This window comes from Desulfobacterales bacterium, assembly GCA_034520365.1.
In the GTDB taxonomy this organism is placed as follows: domain Bacteria; phylum Desulfobacterota; class Desulfobacteria; order Desulfobacterales; family Desulfosalsimonadaceae; genus M55B175.
The window spans coordinates 557,164-577,394 of record JAXHNP010000006.1 but is presented as its reverse complement, the minus strand read 5'-3'; the positions used below and the strand labels follow the sequence as shown (position 1 = coordinate 577,394).

General features: G+C 54.3%; 15 protein-coding genes. 7 read left to right on the top strand and 8 right to left on the bottom strand.

The annotated features are described in order from the left end of the window. The first annotated feature begins 280 nt into the window (after positions 1–280). Positions 281–1,843 carry a murein biosynthesis integral membrane protein MurJ gene (gene murJ / locus U5L07_10655; protein MDZ7832201.1) on the top strand — a complete coding sequence of 521 codons (1,563 nt, stop codon included), beginning with the start codon at positions 281–283 and terminating at the stop codon, positions 1,841–1,843. After that, positions 1,840–2,133, top strand: coding sequence for a septum formation initiator family protein (locus U5L07_10650; GenBank protein ID MDZ7832200.1), 294 nt, complete (start codon positions 1,840–1,842; stop codon positions 2,131–2,133). Before murJ ends, U5L07_10650 begins: the two co-directional genes overlap by 4 nt. 46 nt (positions 2,134–2,179) lie before the next feature. On the opposite strand, the gene U5L07_10645 is transcribed toward U5L07_10650, so the two are convergent. The 5 genes from U5L07_10645 to glpK all read right to left on the bottom strand — a co-directional run bounded on the left by U5L07_10645 (position 2,180) and on the right by glpK (position 7,458). Next, positions 2,180–2,566, bottom strand: a complete 387-nt coding sequence (locus tag U5L07_10645) for a hypothetical protein (GenBank protein MDZ7832199.1) — start codon at positions 2,564–2,566, stop codon at positions 2,180–2,182. Beyond that, positions 2,559–3,293 carry a ParA family protein gene (locus tag U5L07_10640; GenBank protein ID MDZ7832198.1) on the bottom strand — a complete coding sequence of 245 codons (735 nt, stop codon included), beginning with the start codon at positions 3,291–3,293 and terminating at the stop codon, positions 2,559–2,561. The genes U5L07_10645 and U5L07_10640 overlap by 8 nt, the downstream gene beginning before the upstream one ends. Further along, positions 3,286–5,400, bottom strand: a complete 2,115-nt coding sequence (locus U5L07_10635; GenBank protein MDZ7832197.1) for a hypothetical protein — start codon at positions 5,398–5,400, stop codon at positions 3,286–3,288. Before U5L07_10635 ends, U5L07_10640 begins: the two co-directional genes overlap by 8 nt. Before the next feature lie 142 nt (positions 5,401–5,542). Next, entirely contained in the window at positions 5,543–5,791 is a 249-nt protein-coding gene (locus U5L07_10630) for a ferredoxin (protein ID MDZ7832196.1), read from the bottom strand. A gap of 164 nt (positions 5,792–5,955) precedes the next feature. Further along, a complete protein-coding gene (gene glpK, locus U5L07_10625) occupies positions 5,956–7,458 on the bottom strand; it encodes a glycerol kinase GlpK (protein MDZ7832195.1) in 1,503 nt (500 codons plus the stop codon). A gap of 485 nt (positions 7,459–7,943) precedes the next feature. Between glpK and U5L07_10620 the strand changes: the two genes are divergently transcribed. The 4 genes from U5L07_10620 to U5L07_10605 all read left to right on the top strand — a co-directional run bounded on the left by U5L07_10620 (position 7,944) and on the right by U5L07_10605 (position 13,283). Further along, a complete protein-coding gene (locus U5L07_10620) occupies positions 7,944–9,782 on the top strand; it encodes an alpha/beta fold hydrolase (GenBank protein MDZ7832194.1) in 1,839 nt (612 codons plus the stop codon). Positions 9,783–9,996: 214 nt separating this feature from the next. Then, positions 9,997–11,094 carry an SMP-30/gluconolactonase/LRE family protein gene (locus tag U5L07_10615; GenBank protein ID MDZ7832193.1) on the top strand — a complete coding sequence of 366 codons (1,098 nt, stop codon included), beginning with the start codon at positions 9,997–9,999 and terminating at the stop codon, positions 11,092–11,094. A 298-nt stretch (positions 11,095–11,392) separates the two neighbouring features. After that, positions 11,393–12,319: a zinc metalloprotease HtpX gene (htpX, locus tag U5L07_10610; protein ID MDZ7832192.1), complete on the top strand. Its 927-nt coding sequence runs from the start codon at positions 11,393–11,395 to the stop codon at positions 12,317–12,319. 289 nt (positions 12,320–12,608) lie between these two features. Beyond that, a complete protein-coding gene (locus tag U5L07_10605; protein MDZ7832191.1) occupies positions 12,609–13,283 on the top strand; it encodes a response regulator transcription factor in 675 nt (224 codons plus the stop codon). A 76-nt stretch (positions 13,284–13,359) separates the two neighbouring features. On the opposite strand, the gene gltA is transcribed toward U5L07_10605, so the two are convergent. The 3 genes from gltA to miaA form a co-directional block, all read right to left on the bottom strand. Next, complete coding sequence (gltA, locus tag U5L07_10600; GenBank protein ID MDZ7832190.1) at positions 13,360–14,772, bottom strand: NADPH-dependent glutamate synthase; 1,413 nt, start codon at positions 14,770–14,772, stop codon at positions 13,360–13,362. 38 nt (positions 14,773–14,810) lie between these two features. Next, positions 14,811–15,644, bottom strand: coding sequence for a sulfide/dihydroorotate dehydrogenase-like FAD/NAD-binding protein (locus U5L07_10595; protein ID MDZ7832189.1), 834 nt, complete (start codon positions 15,642–15,644; stop codon positions 14,811–14,813). A 157-nt stretch (positions 15,645–15,801) separates the two neighbouring features. After that, complete coding sequence (gene miaA, locus U5L07_10590; protein ID MDZ7832188.1) at positions 15,802–16,740, bottom strand: tRNA (adenosine(37)-N6)-dimethylallyltransferase MiaA; 939 nt, start codon at positions 16,738–16,740, stop codon at positions 15,802–15,804. Between the two features lie 407 nt (positions 16,741–17,147). On the opposite strand from miaA, the gene U5L07_10585 reads away from it, so the two are divergent. After that, positions 17,148–20,192, top strand: coding sequence for an FAD-dependent oxidoreductase (locus U5L07_10585; GenBank protein MDZ7832187.1), 3,045 nt, complete (start codon positions 17,148–17,150; stop codon positions 20,190–20,192). Positions 20,193–20,231 lie beyond the last annotated feature (39 nt).

Sequence of the window (20,231 nt, the reverse complement as noted above, 5' to 3'; positions counted from 1 at the left end):
ATTTGTTCTGGCGATAAACCCCATAACTATGGGGTTCATCGCATGTAAGGTCGGCACGGTGGCCGACCCTACACAATTCGTAGTAGGCGGGGCCACCGTGCCCGCCTGAAAAACAGAGCAATTCGTAGGGCGGGGCCACCGTGCCCGCCTTAAAAATAGAGCGGGGCCACCGTGCCCGCCTGAAAAACAGATAGAACAAATTGACCATGGTGCAGCGCCTGTCAGCCCAAACCGGATTCATTGGAACATTAACCTACGGCATTCTTGATCTGAATCTTCTATGAGCTCCGAAAAGAAAAAACTCACCAAAGCCGCAGGCGTGATCGGCATTGCCACGCTCTTGAGCCGGATCATGGGGTTTATCCGGGACATGGTCATAGCCTGGTTTTTCGGGGCCGGTCTTTTATCTGACGCATTTTTTGTGGCCTTCCGGATTCCAAACCTCCTGCGGCGGCTGTTAGCGGAAGGCTCGCTCTCCATTGCCTTCGTCCCGGTCTTCACCGAATACCTGAACCGGGACGGCCGGGCGGAGGCCTTTAAAATGGCCCGGTCCACCCTTCGGGTCCTCTCCATCCTGCTGGTGCTGCTGACCATTGCCGGCATCCTGGCCGCCCCCTGGATCGTCCGGGGGGTGGCCCCGGGATTTAGCGGCGACAAATTCAGTCTCACCGTAAACCTTACGCGGATCATGTTTCCCTATATCTTTTTTATCTGCCTGGTGGCCCTTTCCATGGGCATTCTAAATGCGCTCGGCCATTTTGCCGCCCCGGCCCTTGCCCCGGTATTTTTGAATGTGGCTATCATCGGCTCGGTCCTGTTTATCGCCCCGCACATGGAGACCCCGGTTGCGGGCCTTGCGATCGGCGTATTGATCGGCGGTTTTTTGCAGATACTTTTGCAGGTCCCGTTTTTAATCAAAAAAGGCTTCCGGTTCTGGCAGAAGGCCCCGATCTATCACCCCGGAGTCAAGCGTATCGGCAGACTCATGGGGCCGGCGGTCTTCGGCGCCGCAGTCTATCAGATCAACATCCTGATCGGCACGCTGCTCGCCTCGCTCCTGCCCGAAGGCAGCGTCTCCTACCTCTACTATGCGGACCGGCTGGTGCAGTTTCCCCTGGGGATCTTTGCCATTTCCATGTCCGTGGCCGTGCTGCCGAGCCTCTCACGCCAGGCCGCGGCAAATGATTTTACCGCCCTTGCCGACACTTTCAGCTATGCGATCCGCCTGATCTTTTTCATCACCCTGCCGGCCATGATCGGCTTGATTGTTTTGCGCGAGCCGATTGTGGCGCTTCTTTTCCAGCGCGGGGAGTTCGGCGCGGACAGCACCCGGCTCACCGCCTATGCGCTGATCTTTTACAGCGCCGGGCTCTGGGCGTTTTCTGCCGTGCGGGTTGTGGTATCCACCTTTTATTCGCTGCAGGATACGGTAACACCCGTCAAAATGGCCTCCATCTCGATTATCGCCAATATCCTGCTGAGCCTCTTGTTAATGGGGCCGTTAAGCCACGGGGGGCTGGCCCTGGCCACGTCTCTTGCCTCCATGCTAAACTTCTGTCTGCTGGTATGGGTGCTTCGCCGCCGGCTGGGGGAACTAAACGGGAAAACAATAATTGAATCCGTCGCAAAATCCGTGATATGTGCGTTAGTGATGGGCGGGGCATTGGGCTATTTACTCTATCTGTTCCCCCTGCCCCCGGGCGCATCCCTATATCAACTGCTCGGGGGGACAGCCCTGGGCGTCATCCTGGGCATAAGCATTTACGGGATTTGCGCATATGCCCTGCGATGCCCGGAACTAAAAGATATCACCCGAATGATAAAAAAGGAGCCCCTGGCATGACATTTAAGCCATGGCAGCTAAAGATCGGACTGGCCGCCGCAATTCTAATTCTCGCGGCGTATCTGGGGGCGATCCTGTTCGGGGATAACGGCCTGATTGCGCTCAACCGGAAAAAAGCACGGCTGGAAAAGATTCAGGCGGAAAACCGGGTTATTGAAAAAGAGAACCGCGCCCTTTACCGCCGCGTCAACCGCCTGAAAAACGACCCCGCCTACCTGGAATACATCATCCGCCAGGAATTGTCCCTGGTCGGCGAGGATGAGATCGTGTTTAAGTTCAAAAAAGAGTGATAAAAAATCCCCCTAAATCCCCCTTTACGAACCGTGAACCCTTAATTCACTTCCGCAGCGACCGCAGGATATCTTTTATCGAATCCGGGTACTCATCCCGCTGGAGGCGCCGGACCATCTTTAAGGCGGTTTTGCCGAAAACGGGAATCCGCCAGATATAGGGCAGCGTAAAATCAATATTTAAAAGTTTGGCCGCCCCGGGCCGCAGCTTGCTGTCGCTGCTGGCCTGGGTATCGGATTCAGACACCAGGGCATCCATGGAAAAATGCACCCGAACCCCGGATCGGCGCGGCCCTTTTTGAGGCGAAGGGCCGGATTTTGCGGATTTTGCCTTGCCGTTGCCGGGATTTTCTTCCCCGCCCTTGTTTTCCATGCCTTCAACCACCTCAAATGCGCGATCCACCTTTTCTTCATTCTGGCTGGCGTCACCCATGTATCTTTCTCCCTGTTTTAACAATTGTCTGAGCGATATTTTCAATATCCGCGATGGCGTTTTCCACCTGCTGGCGGTTTTTTTTGTTGTTTTCCACAAGTTTTGAATATTCGTGTAAATTCAGGCCCTGCCGGTTAAAATTCTCATACACCGCCCGGCTGGGATACACCGCATCCAGGCAGGATATGTACATGGGCAGGATCTCATCAAAATACTCAAAACATTTTTGGGGGCTTACCCGGGGATGCACAAATACCGGCAGCACATAAAAATGCGCCCGCTTCTCGGGCACCGCCTTGATAATCTGCTGAACAATCGGATACAGATTATTCATAAATGCGGTCTCATCGTTGGTCGAGGTCCGGAGCGGAATAATCACCAGGTCACAGAATGCGCAGGCAAACCGGGTATGGAGTTTGCCCGTGCCCTCGCCCGGAATATCCATGATCATCAGGTCATTGTGGGCGGAAATCGCCTTAATCCCCTGCTGGAACACCTCCTTCTGGCTGCTCGAAATATGGTGAAAGGATACATGCCCGGAATTATACCCCGACTCCTGGCGCTCATCCCACCAGTTTTTAAGCGTTCCCTGGGAATCGAGCTCCACCAGGGCGATACTTTCAAACACCCGGTGCATGGTCCGGGAAAATGCCGTGTTCACAGCCAGCGTACTTTTGCCGGTGCCCCCTTTTGTCTGCACAAAACCGATGATCATTCCGCTATTCATCCATTCCGCCGGCTGCGGCCTGCTTCATCTTCACCGGGTCATGGCCCTTTCGGGCGGCCTTGGCCAGGCGCGCGACCTCGGCGATATCCGCATCCGAATACACGCCGTTTACCCCGGAGATGGCCGCCAGGCGCATGCCGTGCTTTAAGCCCAGCTTATAAATCTCTTTTACCTTCTGCCATTCGATCTCGCGGCCGATGGTATAGGTTTCAAACCGGCCCTCAAGCGCCAGCACGATGGTCTCGGCCAGACAGGCATAGGCCACCTTGGGCGGAAGGCCAATATCGCGCATCTCCACATTCTCTCCGGGCAGCAGGATTTCGCCCGACTCGATGACCAGAACATCCGGCCGCTTGGCCACATCCTCGGCGGAAAGATCCAGGGGCCGGGCCACGTCCGTAATAATGCAGCCGGGTTTGACCTGCATGATATCAATGACGCTTTTGCCGCCGCCCGCGGAGGTGGCGGTTACAATCACATCCATGTCCTCAAGAAACTTGTCCGCCCGGGTGGAAATCTCCACCTTCACATCCGGGGTCTCTTCCTGGATGGACTCTTTCAAAGCCAAAAGTTTGGAATGGCGGATATCCACCATATAAACCTCTTTAAAGGCCATGGCGAGAAGCCGGCAGCAGACGGAGCCGATGGAGCCGGTGGCGCCCACTACCATGGCTTTGCCGTGAAGTTTCTTGCTCCGCTGATCCACTTCGAGAAGCCCCATACGGCGTCCGGCATCCGCGGCCGCCCACAAAGCGCCCGATGCGCTGTAGCTGTTTCCCGTGGTAATGGGAATATCGGCCTTTTTGGCCACCGTAATGCCGGCATCGCCCACCACCTTGGTGAAAGCGCCCAGCCCCATAATCTGCGCGCCCATGCGCTTGGCCAGCCTGGCGGCCTGCAAGAGCCGCTTATAAGTAAATTCCGGCGTGTGCGCGAGCATCTGCTTGGGCGTTCCGCCCACCGTGATCAGCCACCCCTCGGCTTCAACGCCGGTGGGGGATTTGATGCCGCTCATCTTTGTATAGACGAATGCGGGTGAATAGGCCATGGCCTTTTCCACGGTGTCCATAAAAAACGAAGGGGCGTATCTTGCCGCCAGTTCGATATTCGGATCTTTTCTTAGCTGCTCCTGGGAGAGCGGATGGATCACAAAGGCAAAGCGGTTGACCCGCCGGAATTCCCCCTGGGGATAAATCACCCGCGGGTCCATGTGCTGCTCGCTGATCACCTCGAGCAAATCGTCATCCGTGATTTTATCCAGCGACATATCCAATGCCGCAGCGATCATGGCCTCCAGCACATTAAAGCCCACCACCTGCTCAAGGATCTTGGGCGTGCAGTCAAACACCACATCCACGCCGCGTTCCTGTAAAAATTTGACCCGCTCCGGATAGGCGGTGGCGGTTATCACGATCTTACCGCCCAGCTCCTCCAGCGAGCAATGCGCCAGGTACTCATAGAAATTGTTGGACGGCACCACCAGCACCTGAGAATTCTGTATGGCCTTGCAGACCACATAGTCATTCCATTTTTTAAGCGGCACCGCGGAGATGGACAGCCGTTTGGTGGGCACCCACTCCAGCACATCGTGGACGCCTTTGGCATAGGTATGCAGGTCATCCATGGAGTTTAAGAGCTTGGGGATTCCGTTTTCAAACACCGGATCGGCAAAGCTCAGATTATCCGTGTATTCGGAAAGCACCTTGGCGATGTTGTAGTTGATCAGGCCGGACATGAAAAGCGTCTTGCGGTGGTTGAAATAGTTGTTGCCGAATTTGAACTGCAGATGCCGGATCGCCCATTCAAAAGACACCCGGCGCAAAGATTCCCCCGTGGTCAGCGGGGAGTTGATCTGAGCCCGCAGTTTATTGATTTTTCGTTTCTGCTGCTCCACCAGCCGATTGGAGCCCATAGCATAGCCAAAATTCACACCGCCCAGGCCGAGGGCATCCGCCTGCGTGTCCCAATCCTTAAGGTATTCAGCCGCCACATCGGGGTCCCCGTCGGTGCCGAGGCGCTTAATATTAAACTGCTGCCCGAGGAATTCGGTCTCGAATTCATAATCATCCGAACTGGATCCCAGGCTGATACTCACGATCTGCTTCACTGTCGCCCCCTCCTTATTTAAGGTTTCTATCATTGCACCCTAATGTCATTAACGGCATAACTTTCCGCCCTGTCATTCCGAGGAGCGCGAGCGACGAGGAATCTTAAGATTTCTCGCTGGCGCTCGAAATGACAGTATGGAATCATTCGGAGCCGTCATTTCGTATGGCATTGGCCGGGCATGTATACATGGCCTCTTCGCACAACTCGAACTCCGCGGCATCTTGCGGCTGCTTGTATACATAGCTGTGCGAGATGGATAGGTTTTGATCCATATTTTCCTGAAAATTATCGGGGGCAATGCCGCCGCACAGGGTGCACCCGATGCAGACCCTGGCTACATAAAAAGGCCCGGCCGCATTGATTTGAAACTTTTCCGTATTATCCGGCATGGTGAAACGGTGTTCATATAAATAAAAATTGTTCTACTTAATAAGTAATAGTGTTTATAAGATCCGAAATCAATAACAGGAATGCCCTCTGCTGTCAAATCTAAAAAATTGACGCAGAGGTTATATTTTGTGGAATTCTATAAAGTTAGGGGGATGGCCGGGCCTCAGGCATAGCTTTTATAGACCGCCTTCATCCAGCCCTCATAAAGCCGCCGGCGCTCGTCTTCGCCCATTCGGCTGTCCCACTGGCGGGCGATTTCCCAGTGCCTGCGCAATTCCTGAAGATCCGACCAGAATCCCACGGCAAGCCCTGCGGCATAGGCCGCACCCAGCACAGTGGTCTCCCCGTTTTTCGGGCATATCACCGGCAGGCCCAGAATATCGGACTGAAACTGCATCAAGAGGTTATTGGCCACCATCCCGCCATCCACTTTCAAGGCTTTCAGCTGGATGCCGGAATCCTTTTCCATGGCCTCAAAAATCTCCCGGGCCTGAAACGCGCTGGCCTCCAGGGCGGCGCGGGCGATATGGCCCTTGTTGATGTAATGGGTAAGCCCCGTGATCACGCCCCGGGCATCGCTTCGCCAGTGCGGGGCAAAGAGGCCGGAAAACGCGGGCACGAAATAGATGCCCCCATTGTCATCCACGGTCTGCGCCAGGGACTCGATCTCTTCTGAGGCGGTAATCAGCCCCAGATTGTCCCGCACCCACTGGATCAGGGAGCCGGCGATGGCAATCGAGCCTTCCAGCGCATACACCGGGGGCTTGTCACCGATCCGATAGGCCGGCGTGGTCAGCAGCCCGTGGGTGGAATGCACCATCTGCCCGCCGGTGTTCATTAAAAGGAAACAGCCGGTACCATAGGTATTCTTGGCCTCTCCCGGCGTAAAACAGGCCTGGCCGAAAAGCGCGGCCTGCTGATCCCCCAGAATTCCGGCCAGCGGAATTTTTTCGCCAAACACCCCGTCCGGCGCGGTATGGCCGTAGACTTCACTGGAGGACCGGATCTCAGGCAGGATCCTATCGGAGAGATCCATGGCGGAAAGCATTTCCGGATCCCAGGCCAGGGTCTCGATATTCATGAGCATGGTCCGGCTCGCGTTGGAGACATCCGTAATATGGATGCCGCCGTCCGGCCCGCCGGACAGCCACCACATGAGCCAGGCATCCATATTGCCGAACAGGACTTCGCCCCTTTCCATGGCGGATTTAAGCCCGTCCACATGCTCAATCAGCCACTTGATCTTGGGCCCTGAGAAATAGGTGGACAGCGGCAGGCCCACCCGATCCCGGAAGCATCCCATATCCCCGTCAGCCGCCAGTCTTTGGCATATGGCCTCGGTGCGGGTATCCAGCCACACGATCGCGTTATAATAGGGCTTGCCGGTTTTGGGATCCCAGAGCACAGTGGTCTCCCGCTGGTTGGTAATGCCCACGGCCGAAAGCTGGCCCGGTTTGATGTCCGCGGCGTTAAGCCCCTGCCGGATCACCTCATAGGCCCGGTCCCGGATCTCTATGGGGTCATGTTCCACCCACCCGGGCTTTGGGTAAATCTGCCGGTGTTCCAGCTGGGCGCGGGATACAATTTTTCCGTGATGATCAAATACGAAAAACCGGGTGCTGGTGGTTCCCTGGTCCACCGCCCCCACATAGGCTGGCTTTGTCATATAATCTTCTCCTTAAGATTGTTCCCCCGGCTGCAAGCGGGGTCATAAGGTGATAAAGGCACTGAGGCACTGAGGCACTGAGGCACTGAGGCACTAAGGTACTAAGGTACTAAGGCACTGAGTATATGAGATTTATTCCTTTGCCCTTTAACCATATCAATATCGTTAACTTCAGCCTTCCGCCGCTGTCATTTCGAGGAACGACAGTGACGAGAAATCTTGCAATTGTAAAATTTCTCGCTGCCGCTCGATATTACAACCAAGCCCGTTTCCACTCTTAAGTTAATGGCAATGGGTTTTAACTTACATATTAAGCACTTTACGTAAAGTTTTTTCTATTGAGGAAGCAGCCCCAACTGCTACAATTTACCCTTTACGTAACATGGATATTGATTTTTGTTGTAAATCTTGTTAAACAGGCTTAAAATAAGATTCAGAAAATATTTGGCATATTAGTTGCCCAGCAATTCAGGATAAACAACCCAATGGATAAGAAAAAACAGATGAATAAAGAAATAACAGAGGCGACGCATCCGAATAAACAGCCTGTCGCCAGGCCGCCTTCCCTGAATAATTTTAACTTGGAGTTTTCAATAAATATCGTTTCCAGCCAGGTCCAGCGCATCCGAAAATCCGCGGTGCGGTTTGTGGCCAACGATCTGTTCACCCGATGGATTAACTTTACCTATGACTTTTACAGCAAAATCTATGAGGGCCAGCTGCGGCTGGGGCTTCCCGTATCCCAGGAGCTGCTTAAATCCCGTGAGGAAATCCGCGCCCGGGCGGCCGGCAAACTGGCGCTGACCCTGTATCATATATTCCTCCAGGTCACGGGGATCAGAGTGCCGCGAAGCGGGATTAAAGACATATTGATCACCGAATTGGAAGCCGGCAATCTGCAGCTTACCGAAAACGTTATCATCCTGACCCGCAGCCAGCTGAAATACCTGGCAATAAACCGGTGTAAAATACCCGGCTATTTTTTCTCAGCCATTCTGGAGGAGGCCACCAGTCGGCGCATCCTTAAGGAAACCCTTAAAAACAACCGCCTGCCGGCCTATTTTGACAGCGAAATCGAGGAAAACACCCAAAACGGCCGGGGGGATTATGAATTCGTTTTTTACCGGGATTATACCGAGGAAGGCAAGGAAATCAAATTCCGCCGGCTTGTGAGCATTGAAGATGTTACCTCCGGCGACAACCGGCCGTCCGTACTCATGATCCCGGGCTTTGTTAATAACAGCAACTGCTATGACCTCTCCAACAAACAGTCTTTGGCCAAGGATATGGCGGATAAAGGGCATTGGGTCTATTTATTCGATCCCCGCGGCATGGGCATCAACCAGGGCAAATTCGACCCCTGGTATACCGTGGACACGCTGATTGACTATGATCTGCCCACGGTGCTGCAATTTATTTATCAGCGCAGCAAGAAAAAACCCTCGGTTCTGGTTGGCCATAGCATGGGGGGGATTATCGCCGAAAACATGGTGCTGAACTGGAGCCTTCGGCGGCATTTAAACCATATCGACGATCTCACCGCCGAGCAGAAAGCCCTGCTCAACCAGCTGCTGCCGGCGGCGGACGTGGCCGCCGAAAATCTGAAGCAGGTCCGCGGCATCATCTCCATGGGGTCTCCCAAATTCTTCAACCGGCATTCCCATGTTATTTTCCCGACCATGTTGTGGCTAAACCATCTGTCCCGCATCTTCCGGCTGCAGCAGGTGCCGGTTAAAGAGGCCATGATGTTTTTGTCCAATATGCCGGGGTTGAGCCAGGCCACGAATCAGCTGGTGAAAACCAATGTGGGCGATCTCAATTTCCTCATGTGCCCGGAGAACCATATTTCCGACAATAACTTCTTCACCAAACAATACATCCATAATGCCATTGAATCCGTGCCGTTGGGACTGGGATTTCAGTTTCTCAAAGCCATCTACAACGGCGAAGGGTTCAAGCGCATGGACCAGAGCCGGTTCAACTATTCCACCCATCTCAACTACTTTTCAAAGGATATCCCCCTGTTTCATATCTGGGGGGATAAGGACCCGCTGGCGCCGCCGGATAATGTGTATTACAGCAAATCATACCCGCATAAGCGCAAGAAAATCTATCATATTGAATCCTATCGGGATATTGAGCGGATTGATATTGCGGACACCAGAAGCCAGGTGATCGATTTTGTGATTGAAAACGCCAATCACCTGGATCTGCTCTATGGGAAAGTGGCCCAGGAAATCGTCTATCCGCTCCTCTTAAAAATCATCGAACAGGTCTGGGGCGACTGGTCGTATGAGGCCATGAAAAAAGATTCCGCCGCGTAATTTGTTTTTTGGGGCCGCGAGAGATTGATTGCTTTTTCCAAGTCACTTCACGGATATTAGGTTTTGGGTATTAGGTATTAGGTATTAGGTATTAGGTATTAGGTTAATGAAATCAAGAATTTATGGTCGGCCCGGTGGCCGACCCTACGATGGATCAGGTTTTTTCCCATTCGTAGGGCGGGCCACCGTGCCCGCCTGAAAAGGGATATCCACTGTGCTAAAAAAATTACTCGCTGCAATGGGAATTTTAATCGCGCTGCTGGTGGTTTACCTGCTGACCTGGCCGGTGCCCATTGACCCCAAAGCCTGGGAGACTCCGCCGAATCCGGGATATACGGGCGATTTTAAATCCAATACCCGGCTCTCCGGCATTGAAAAGCTTCCCCTGGCAGGCCTCCATGGACCGGAGGATATCGCCGTTGATAAACAGGGCCGTATCTATGCCCCCACCCATGAGGGGATCATCGTCCGACTGGAAAACGCTTCGGCAGAACCGGAAAAATGGGCGGATACCGGCGGCCGGCCCCTGGGCATTGAATTTGACGCAGCCGGCAGCCTGATTGTGGCGGACGGCTATCGCGGCCTGCTGTCCGTGGCGCCATCCGGAGAGATCACCGTCCTTGCCACCGAGGCGGATGGCCGGCCCATCCGATATGCGGATGATGTGGATGTGGCAAAAGACGGAAAAATCTATTTTTCAGACGCCTCCGCCAAATTTTCGCCGGCGGATTTCGGGGGCACACTGGCGACCAGTCTAGTGGATATCATGGAACACGGCGGACACGGCCGCCTCCTGGTTTATGAGCCGGCCACCGGAAACACCAAAACCCTTGCTGACGGCATCAATTTTGCCAATGGCGTGGCAGTCAGCCCGGACCAGCGGTATGTGCTGGTCAATGAGACCGGCACCTATCGGGTACTTCGCTACTGGCTGACCGGCCCCGACAAAGGAACGGTTGAACCCCTGATTGAAGCCCTGCCCGGATTTCCGGATAACATCGCCGCCGGCAGGGACGGCCGGTTCTGGGTGGCGTTTGTTTCCCCCCGCAATCCCCTGCTGGACAAGCTCTCGGACAAGCCGCTGATCCGGAAAATGATTCAGCGGATCCCGGTGCCGCTTCGGCCCAAGCCCGCCCACTATGGGCATGTGATGGCCATTGACGAGAACGGCCGGGTCGTCCAAAACCTCCAGCATCCGAATCCGGCGGTACCGTTGAACACCAGTGTCACTGAAACCGATAGGTACCTCTACATCGGCAGCCTGACCACAGATTTTATTCCCCGGCTGCCCAAATCCAGGGCCGGGCTCTAAACCGCGCAGACCCCATAATAACGCCCCCCCTCTTGCTTTCCGCCAAAACTGTCCTATCTTATATAGCGTAAACGCGGTAACAAAGTGACTCAGCTTCAATGACGTTAACATAAAAGTAAAAATTGGCTCGGTTGTCATTTCGAGCGCCAGCGAGAAATTTTATAATTAGATGATTTTTTAAGATTTCTCGTCACTGTCGTTCCTCGAAATGACAGCAGCAGATGGTCGAAATTAATGTCATTGTGCCCGGCTCAATGACTGATCGTTAAAACCTAAATTTATATCGGGAGCGTAATTTATGGGTAGCCGAATTCGAACATTAACGCTGATGACGGTGCTTACCGTCCTTATCATGTGGGTTGGCCAAATGATCGGCGGCACCGGGGGGATGATTATCGCCCTGCTGTTTGCCGGCGGCATTAATTTCTTTTCCTACTACTATTCGGACAAGATGGTCCTTAAAATGTACCGGGCCCAGCCGGTTACCCGGCAGGATGCCCCGGATCTCTATGGCCTTGTGGAAAACCTGGCCGCTAAGGCCGATCTCCCCATGCCCACGCTCTATATTATCCCGCAGCAGTCGCCGAACGCGTTTGCCACCGGACGGAACCCCCAAAATGCAGTGGTTGCGGTCACGGAGGGACTGCTTCGGTATATGAACCGGGATGAACTGGCCGGGGTTATCGCCCATGAACTGGGCCACGTTAAAAACCGGGACATGCTGATTCAAACCATTGCCGCGACTATGGCGGGGGCGGTGATGATGCTTGCCACCTTTGCCCGTTGGTCGGCCATATTCGGGGGCATGGGCGGCGGAGACAACGAAGAAGGGGGCGGCATTATCGGGCTCTTGGCGATGTCCATTATTGCCCCGCTGGCGGCCATGCTGATTCAGATGGCCATTTCGCGATCCCGCGAATATTTAGCAGACAGCACGTCCGCCCAGATCACCGGCAACTCCGAAGGGCTGGCGCGGGCGCTGGATAAACTGGGGGCCTATTCCAAAAAGATACCCATGCAGGCAGAACCGGCTACGGCGCACATGTTTATCAGCAACCCGCTTTCCGGCCAAAGCCTGATGCATCTGTTTTCCACTCATCCGCCCATTGAAAAACGGATTGCGCGTCTTACCGGCGGCGGATCCGGCGGCAGTAATGCTTCAGCCGGACCGGAGGAAAAAACCATGAGCGATACGGCCAGAAACTTCTGGAACCGGCTGTCATGATGGGGGGTCGTTAATAACTCCCTTAAAATACGTGTTATGCTTATTTACTTTCCGATTTAACATGTTTATGCATAAATATTGCCGCGCTGAAATTCCGGTCTATGCATGAACATCTGATTTTTCCGCGGGAGCATATTAACCTAAACCCACGGTGACTCTGTTCCGGCTAAGGTCGGCACGGTGGCCGACCCTACAGAAGGGCGTATTCTCTCGTAGGGCAGGCCACCGTGCCTGCCGGAAAAATAGCACAAATTTACCGTGCATATTAACCCGTAAAGGTTGACAGACTATGGACACCATCAAAATTTTGCTCGCTGATCATCATCTAATGGTAAGAGAGGGGTTGAAGGCGCTGCTGGATCGGGAAAGTCAGTTTGAAGTCGTCGGGGAAGCCGCCAACAGTCAGGAAGCATTGGAGCGCGTTAAATCCGATAAACCGGATATCGTGCTGCTGGATTTAACCCTGCCGATCCTGACGCGATTTGATACCATTCAGCTCATCAAAGAGGCCTCGGCGCAAACCAGCGTAATCGTGGTGAGCAACAGCATCAAGCAGTCCCATGTGCGACAGGCGCTTCATGGCGGTGCCCGGGGCTACATCCTCAAAACATCTGATTTTCAAGAACTCGGTGAGGCGATTCAGGCAATTCATCAGGGCGGCTACTATTTGAGCCCGGAAATCAAAACCGATATTATCGATCATTTCATTAAACAAACCGATGAAGGCCCGGTCCACGACAAATACAACCTCCTTACCCGGCGCGAAAAGGAAGTGTTCCGGATGCTGATTGCCGGCAATACCACAGATGAGATCGCCCAACTGCTTTATATCAGCCCGAAAACCGTTGCCAAGCACCGATCCAACCTCATGGAGAAACTGGAAATTTTTAACATCGCCAGCCTGGTCCGCTACGCCATGAAAATCGGCGTGCTGGACGAGGAGGGTTTAGGGTCTAAGGTCTAAGGTGTAAGGTTTAGGGTTTAGGGTGTAAAGGCCGTAGGGCGGATAAGCGCCAGCGCATCCGCCGCCAGCCGAGCGCCTACCAGCCCCAGGTCAAATACTTGTGAATGGAATCCGCGGCCGCGCGGCCCGCGCCCATGGCCAGAATCACGGTGGCCTGGCCGGTCACGATATCCCCGCCGGCCCATACGCCCGGTTTGGTGGTTTTTCCGGTTTCCTCATCCGCAATAATATAGCCGCGCTTGGTTAGCGCAATCTCCGGGTCTGACTGGGTCAGCACCGGATTGGCACCGGCCCCCACGGCCACCACCGCCAGATCACAATCCAGAATAAATTCAGAGCCTTCGATCGGCACCGGCCGGCGGCGGCCCGACTCATCCGGTTCGCCAAGCTCCATCTGTATGCATTCCATGCTGGTGACCCGGCCGTTTTCATCCCCGATAAACTTCGTGGGATTGGTCAAGAGATACATTTCAATGCCCTCTTCCTCGGCATGATGGATCTCCGCGGCCCGGGCGGGCATCTCATCCCTTGAGCGGCGGTAGACGATCCGAACCTTATCCGCGCCCAGCCGCATGGCGGTCCTCGCCGAATCCATGGCCACGTTGCCGGCCCCCAGCACCACCACGTTTTTCCCCTTGGCAAGCGGGGTGTCATACTCGGGGAAGCGGTAGCCCTTCATCAGGTTGGCCCGGGTCAGGTATTCATTGGCGGAATAAATCCCCACCAGGTTTTCCCCGGGGATGTTCAGAAACTTGGGGAGACCGGCGCCCACGCCGATGTATACGGCGTCATAGCCTTCTTCAAAAAGCTCATCCAGGGTCACGGTTTTTCCCACCACCTCGTCGCATTCGATTTTAAGCCCCAGTTTTTCCAAAAAATTGATTTCTGAGGCCACGATATCTTTCGGCAGCCGGAATTCGGGAATCCCGTACACCAAAACCCCGCCGGTTTTGTGGAATGCTTCAAAAAGGGTAACTTCATGCCCCTTTAACAAAAGATCGCTGGCAACCGTTAAACCGGAAGGCCCGGACCCGACAACCGCCACCTTCTTTCCGGTAGGCTCCATGGTCTGCAGGGCTTCCCCGCTGCCGTGCGCCCGTTCATAATCGGCCACAAACCGCTCCAGATTGCCGATCGCCAAAGGCTCGCCCTTTTTCCCCAATACGCATTCACCCTCGCATTGGATCTCCTGGGGGCATACCCGGCCGCATATTGCCGGCAGGCTGTTTTTCTCCCAGATTTTACGTATGGCTTCACTGAATTTCCCCTCTGAAACCAAGCCGACAAAGCTGGGGATATCGATCTCAACGGGACAGCCGGATACACAGGCCGGCTTTTTGCAGTGCAGGCATCGCTGGGCTTCGGTCATTGCCGTTTCCGCTGAATAACCCGTCGGCACTTCATCAAAATTTCTCCGCCTGACCTCCGGTGCCTGCTCAGGCATCGGCTGGCGGGGGGTTTTCTCTTTTTTTGCTGCTTTTTCAGCCATGAGTATCCTCCATCAACAACTGGTGCGTGGCCGATCTCCTATTGACCCACTGCCGCGCAGTATTCATCATATGCCTTTTTCTCTTCTTCCTCGTAGGCCCGAAGGCGCTGCATCAAACCGTCAAAATCCACCTGGTGGCCGTCAAATTCGGGCCCGTCCACACAGGCGAACTTGGTCTCATCGCCCACAGAGACCCGGCAGCAGCCGCACATGCCGGTGCCGTCAATCATGATCGGGTTAAGACTCACCAGGGTCTTGACATTATACTCCTGGGTCAGTTTGGAAACAAACTTCATCATGGGCACCGGCCCGATGGCCACCACGAGATCCACCTTTGTATTTTCCAAAACATCCTTTAACGCTTCCGTAACAAAGCCTTTGGTGCCGTAGGAGCCATCATCCGTGCAAACGCGCAGCTCATCAGAAGCCGCCTTCATTTTGTCCTCCAGGATCAGCAAATCCTTGGTCCGGGCGCCGATAATGCTGGTCACTTTATTGCCGGCGTTTTTAAAGCCCCGGGTGATGGGAAACAGCACCGCAACACCGGTGCCGCCGCCCACGCAGACCACATGCCCCAGCTTCTCAATATCTGTGGGTTTGCCGAGCGGACCGATGACATCCTGATAGCCGTCGCCCACGCCCAGTTCCTTAAAAAGTGCGGTGGACTTGCCGATTACCATGTAGATAACTTCAATGGTGCCTTTTTCCGTATCCAAATCCGAGATGGTCAACGGAATCCGCTCTCCGGTCTCATTGGCCTTGAGGATAACAAACTGGCCGGGCCTGGCTTTGGCCGCAATCCGCGGCGCTTCGATCTCATTCATAATAATGGTGCCGTCGGCCATTTCCTTGCGATCTACGATTTTAAACATAGCAAGCCTCCGTCATATAGATTGGCAACCGCTCAAAGTTCTCAGTTTACAGCTGTAAACCGTCAACCGTGAACCGAAAACCGTGAACGGTTACGGAAAAACTTGATATATCCCCGCTACTTGCCCGAATCAAGTTTTAAAAAAAATATAACAACGATTACCCGATATTTGAATGAATAAATTGAGCAATCCATTCAAAAATCGATGATTTTTCATCCGGCGTCTTCCATATCATCTCCGGGTCCTTGCGGAACCATGTGAGCTGCCGCTTGGCGTAGCGGCGGGTATCTTTTTTAAGCTGATCCACGGCCGCCGCCCAGTCCATCTGACCGTAAAGATAGCTTAGCATATGACGGTATCCCAAAGACTGCATGGGTTTTAAATCCCCTGAATAGCCGCGTTCCAAAAGCGACTTTACCTCTTCCAACAACCCGGCGGCCACCATGGCCGCCACCCGGCGGTTGATCCGCTCATAAAGCGCCTCCCGCTCCATATACAGGCAGAATTTAAGGGGGGCAAAGGGCTGCTCGGAAAACCCGTGAGCCGCCTGATAGGCGGACATGGGACGGCCGGTGAGTTCACAGACTTCCAGTGCCCGGATGACCCGATAGGTGTCATTGGGATGGATCCGCTCCGCTGCCGCGGGATCGGCCTGCCTGAGGCGATCATAGAGCCAGTGGATGCCTTTTTCGGCCGCTTCTTTATGCAGCCGGTCCCGTACCGCGGCATCCGCGGGTTTTGCCGGAAACAGGCCATGGAGCAAGGCTTTGATATAAAACCCCGTACCGCCCACCACCACGGGGAGACGGCCCTGATCAAGGATCTGGTCGATGCCGGCGCGGGCCATCCGGGCATAGGCGGCCGCATCAAACGGTTCATCCGGATCTGCCACATCGATCATATAATGGGGCGCCTGCTGCTGCTCGCTATGTTCCGGTTTGGCGCTGCCGATATCCATATGCCGGAAAACCTGCATGGAATCGGCGCCCACAATGGCGCCGTTAAACCGCTCGGCAATCTCAAGCGACAGCGAGGTTTTGCCGATGCCCGTGGGCCCGGCCAGGACAACAATTTTCGGTTTGGCTGATTCAGGCACCCGTCACGCCCCCGCGTTTAAAAAACCTTATAATTCAAACCGGTTAAAAATTCCAAAACTGAGAGATAACTCAAAATTTTATTGACAACATAATCCATAACAGATATCAAGACCTTTTGACTTCACGATGAATTTGTTCTGGCGAACAACCCCATAACCATGGGGTTGTTCGCATGTAAGGTCGGCACGGTGGCCGACCCTACAAAATGTCGGCATTGTCGCGTAGGGCGGGCCACCGTGCCCGCCTGAAAAATAGATAGAACAAATTTACCGTGCTTTTGACTTAACATTTGCATAACTGATCGAGATGGTTATCTTTAGCCTCCTTAGCGGGAAATGATCAATTAAAGGTTTGACGGATTTTACGTCGAACCTGCCAACCTTATTTATAAGGAGTGAGTTTTATCATGGCAAACAATTTGAGTGGATCTGTAATGGTTGTCGGCGGCGGGATCGCCGGCATGCAGTCTGCCCTGGATTTAGCGGATTCCGGATACTACGTGTATTTGGTGGAAAAGGGGGCGTCCATCGGCGGCGTTATGGCGCAGCTGGACAAGACCTTTCCCACCAATGACTGCGCCATGTGAATTATTTCACCGAAACTGGTCGAGGTCGGCCGGCACTTAAACATTGAAATCGTAACATTGGCAGAAATTGAGGGTATCTCGGGCGAAGCTGGTAATTTCGAGGTACAGCTGCTTCAGCAGCCGAGATACGTGGACCTGGACAAATGTATCGCCTGCGGCGCGTGCGCTGAAAAGTGTCCCAAAAAGGTCCCCAGCGAATACAACGCCGGGCTTGACAAGCGAAAAGCCATTTATGTGGACTACCCCCAGGCGGTGCCCCTGAAATACCGGATCGATCCGGATACCTGTATTTATCTGCAAAAGGGCAAATGCGGGGTATGTGAAAAGAAATGCCCGGTGGATGCCGTAAATTTCAAGGATACGGAAAAACACCTGAACCTGAACGTGGGCTCGGTGATTCTGGCGCCCGGGTTTGAGGCATTCGACCCCTCGGGGTTTGACAACTACCAGTACGCCAATCTGCCGAATGTCGTCACCTCCATGGAATTTGAGCGGCTGCTGTCTGCCTCCGGCCCCACCATGGGACATGTGGTGCGGCCCTCGGACAAAGAGGAGCCCAAAAAGATTGCCTGGTTCCAGTGCGTGGGCTCCCGGGATATGAACAAGTGCGACAACTCCTACTGCTCCTCGGTGTGCTGTATGTATGCCATCAAGGAGGCGGTTATCGCCAAGGAGCATATCGGGGATGATCTTGACTGCTCCATATTTTTTATGGATATGCGGACCCCGGGCAAGGATTTTGAAAAATTCTATGACGGCGCCAAGAACAAAAGCGGCGTACGGTTTGTGCGAAGCCGGGTGCATACCATAACGCCGGTGGGCGATACCGGCGATCTGGAGCTTCGGTATGCAGATGAAAACGGCGAGATTCAGACCGAGACTTTTGGCATGATCGTGCTCTCAGTGGGGCTTCAGACCCCGCCGCAGCTGATCGAGCTTTCAAAGAAGCTGGGCGTTGATCTGACACCGGGCAATTTCGCCAAAACCGACACATTCAACCCGGTGGCCACTTCGGTTCCGGGCATCTTTGCCTGCGGCGCCTTCCAGGGCCCCAAGGACATCCCCCAGTCTGTGATTGACTCCAGTGCGGCGGCCGCAGCCTCCTCTGAACTTCTGGCATCCGCCCGGAACACGCAGATCAAGGAGCGCGAGATCCCGCCGGAAACCGACGTCAAGGGTGATCGGCCCAAGATCGGGGTCTTTGTCTGCTCATGCGGCATCAACATCGCCGGTGTCGTGGATGTGGAAAAGGTTGTGGAATATGCATCCACCCTGCCATATGTGGAGTTTACCACGAACAACCTCTTCTCCTGCTCCCAGGACACCCAGGATAAGATGGCGGAGCTGATCAAGGAAAAGGGTTTAAACCGGATCGTGGTGGCAGCCTGCACGCCTAAAACCCATGAGCCGCTCTTTCAGGAGACCCTGACGGATGCGGGCCTGAATAAATACCTCTTTGAAATGACCAATATCCGGAACCAGGATTCCTGGGTGCATAAAAACAATCCGGAGATGGCCACGGAAAAGGCCAAGGATCTGGTCCGGATGGCGGTAGCCAAAGTGGCCCGGATGGAGCCTTTGAAAGAAACCGAACTGCCGATCAACCAGACCGCCATGGTCGTGGGCGGCGGCATCTCCGGCATGGCAGCGGCAAAAAGCCTTGCCGACCAGGGGTTTGAAACCCACCTGATCGAGCAGACCGACCATCTGGGCGGGCAGGCAATAAACCTCTACCATACGGCCAAGGGCGAGCTGGTTCAGGAGAAGCTTAAGGAAATGGTGGACGCCATTAACAGCCATGACAAGCTTAAGGTGCACCTGAATACCTCGCTTGAAAAAGTCGACGGGTTTGTGGGCAACTTCGAGTCCAAACTATCCAAATCCGGCAAGGAGGCGGAATTGCTGGAGCATGGCGTGGTCATGCTGGCTACCGGAGCCGCCCCCTATACCCCGGAGGAATACAGCTACGGCACCGATGAACGGATACTGACCGCCCTTGAGCTGGACCGGAAGTTCAATGACAATGATCCCATGCTGGATAAAGTCAACGGGGCAGTGTTTATTCAGTGTGTGGGCTCCAGAGAGCCCGGCCGCATGTACTGCTCCCGGGTCTGCTGCACGCATTCCATTGAAAATGCCATTGCCTTAAAGAAACGAAACCCCGAGATGAACGTCTATATCCTGTACCGGGATATCCGGACATACGGGGAAAAAGAATACCTATACAAACAGGCCCGGGAGGAAGGGGTTATTTTTATCCGGTTCTCCCTGGATGACAAGCCGAAAGTTGAAGTCAAAGACGACGGCGTGGCCGTCACCGTCACCGACCACATCCTGAACCGGCCGATTGAATTAAATGTGGATCTCGTCACACTGGCCACCGCCATTATCCCCTACGGGGACACCCGGCTGGCCAATTTCTTCAAGGTGCCCATGAATGAAGACGGCTTCTTTATTGAACGCCACGCAAAGCTTGGGCCGGCGGAATTCTCCACCGACGGCGTGTTCCTCTGCGGCATGGCGCATTATCCGAAGCCTATCGACGAATCCATCGCCCAGGCCAAAGCTGCGGCATCCCGGGCGGTCACCCTGCTCTCCCAGGATAAACTTTTCAGCAGCGGCACGGTGGCAGAAGTCGACCCGTCGATTTGCGCGGAATGCGGAGTCTGTGTTTCGATATGCCCCTATTCGGCGCCGTCCTTTACTGAAGAGGGCCGGTTTGCCGGGAGGGCCCAGGTCAACCCGGCGCTTTGCAAGGGCTGCGGCCTCTGCGTGGCGTCCTGCCGATCCGGCGCGATTCATCTGAAAGGGTTTGATACCGATCAGATCATGTCCCAGATTTTTGAAATGAATGCGGCGATTTAATCCAACAACAGGGCTCCGGCGGGTCTTTCCCGCCGGGGA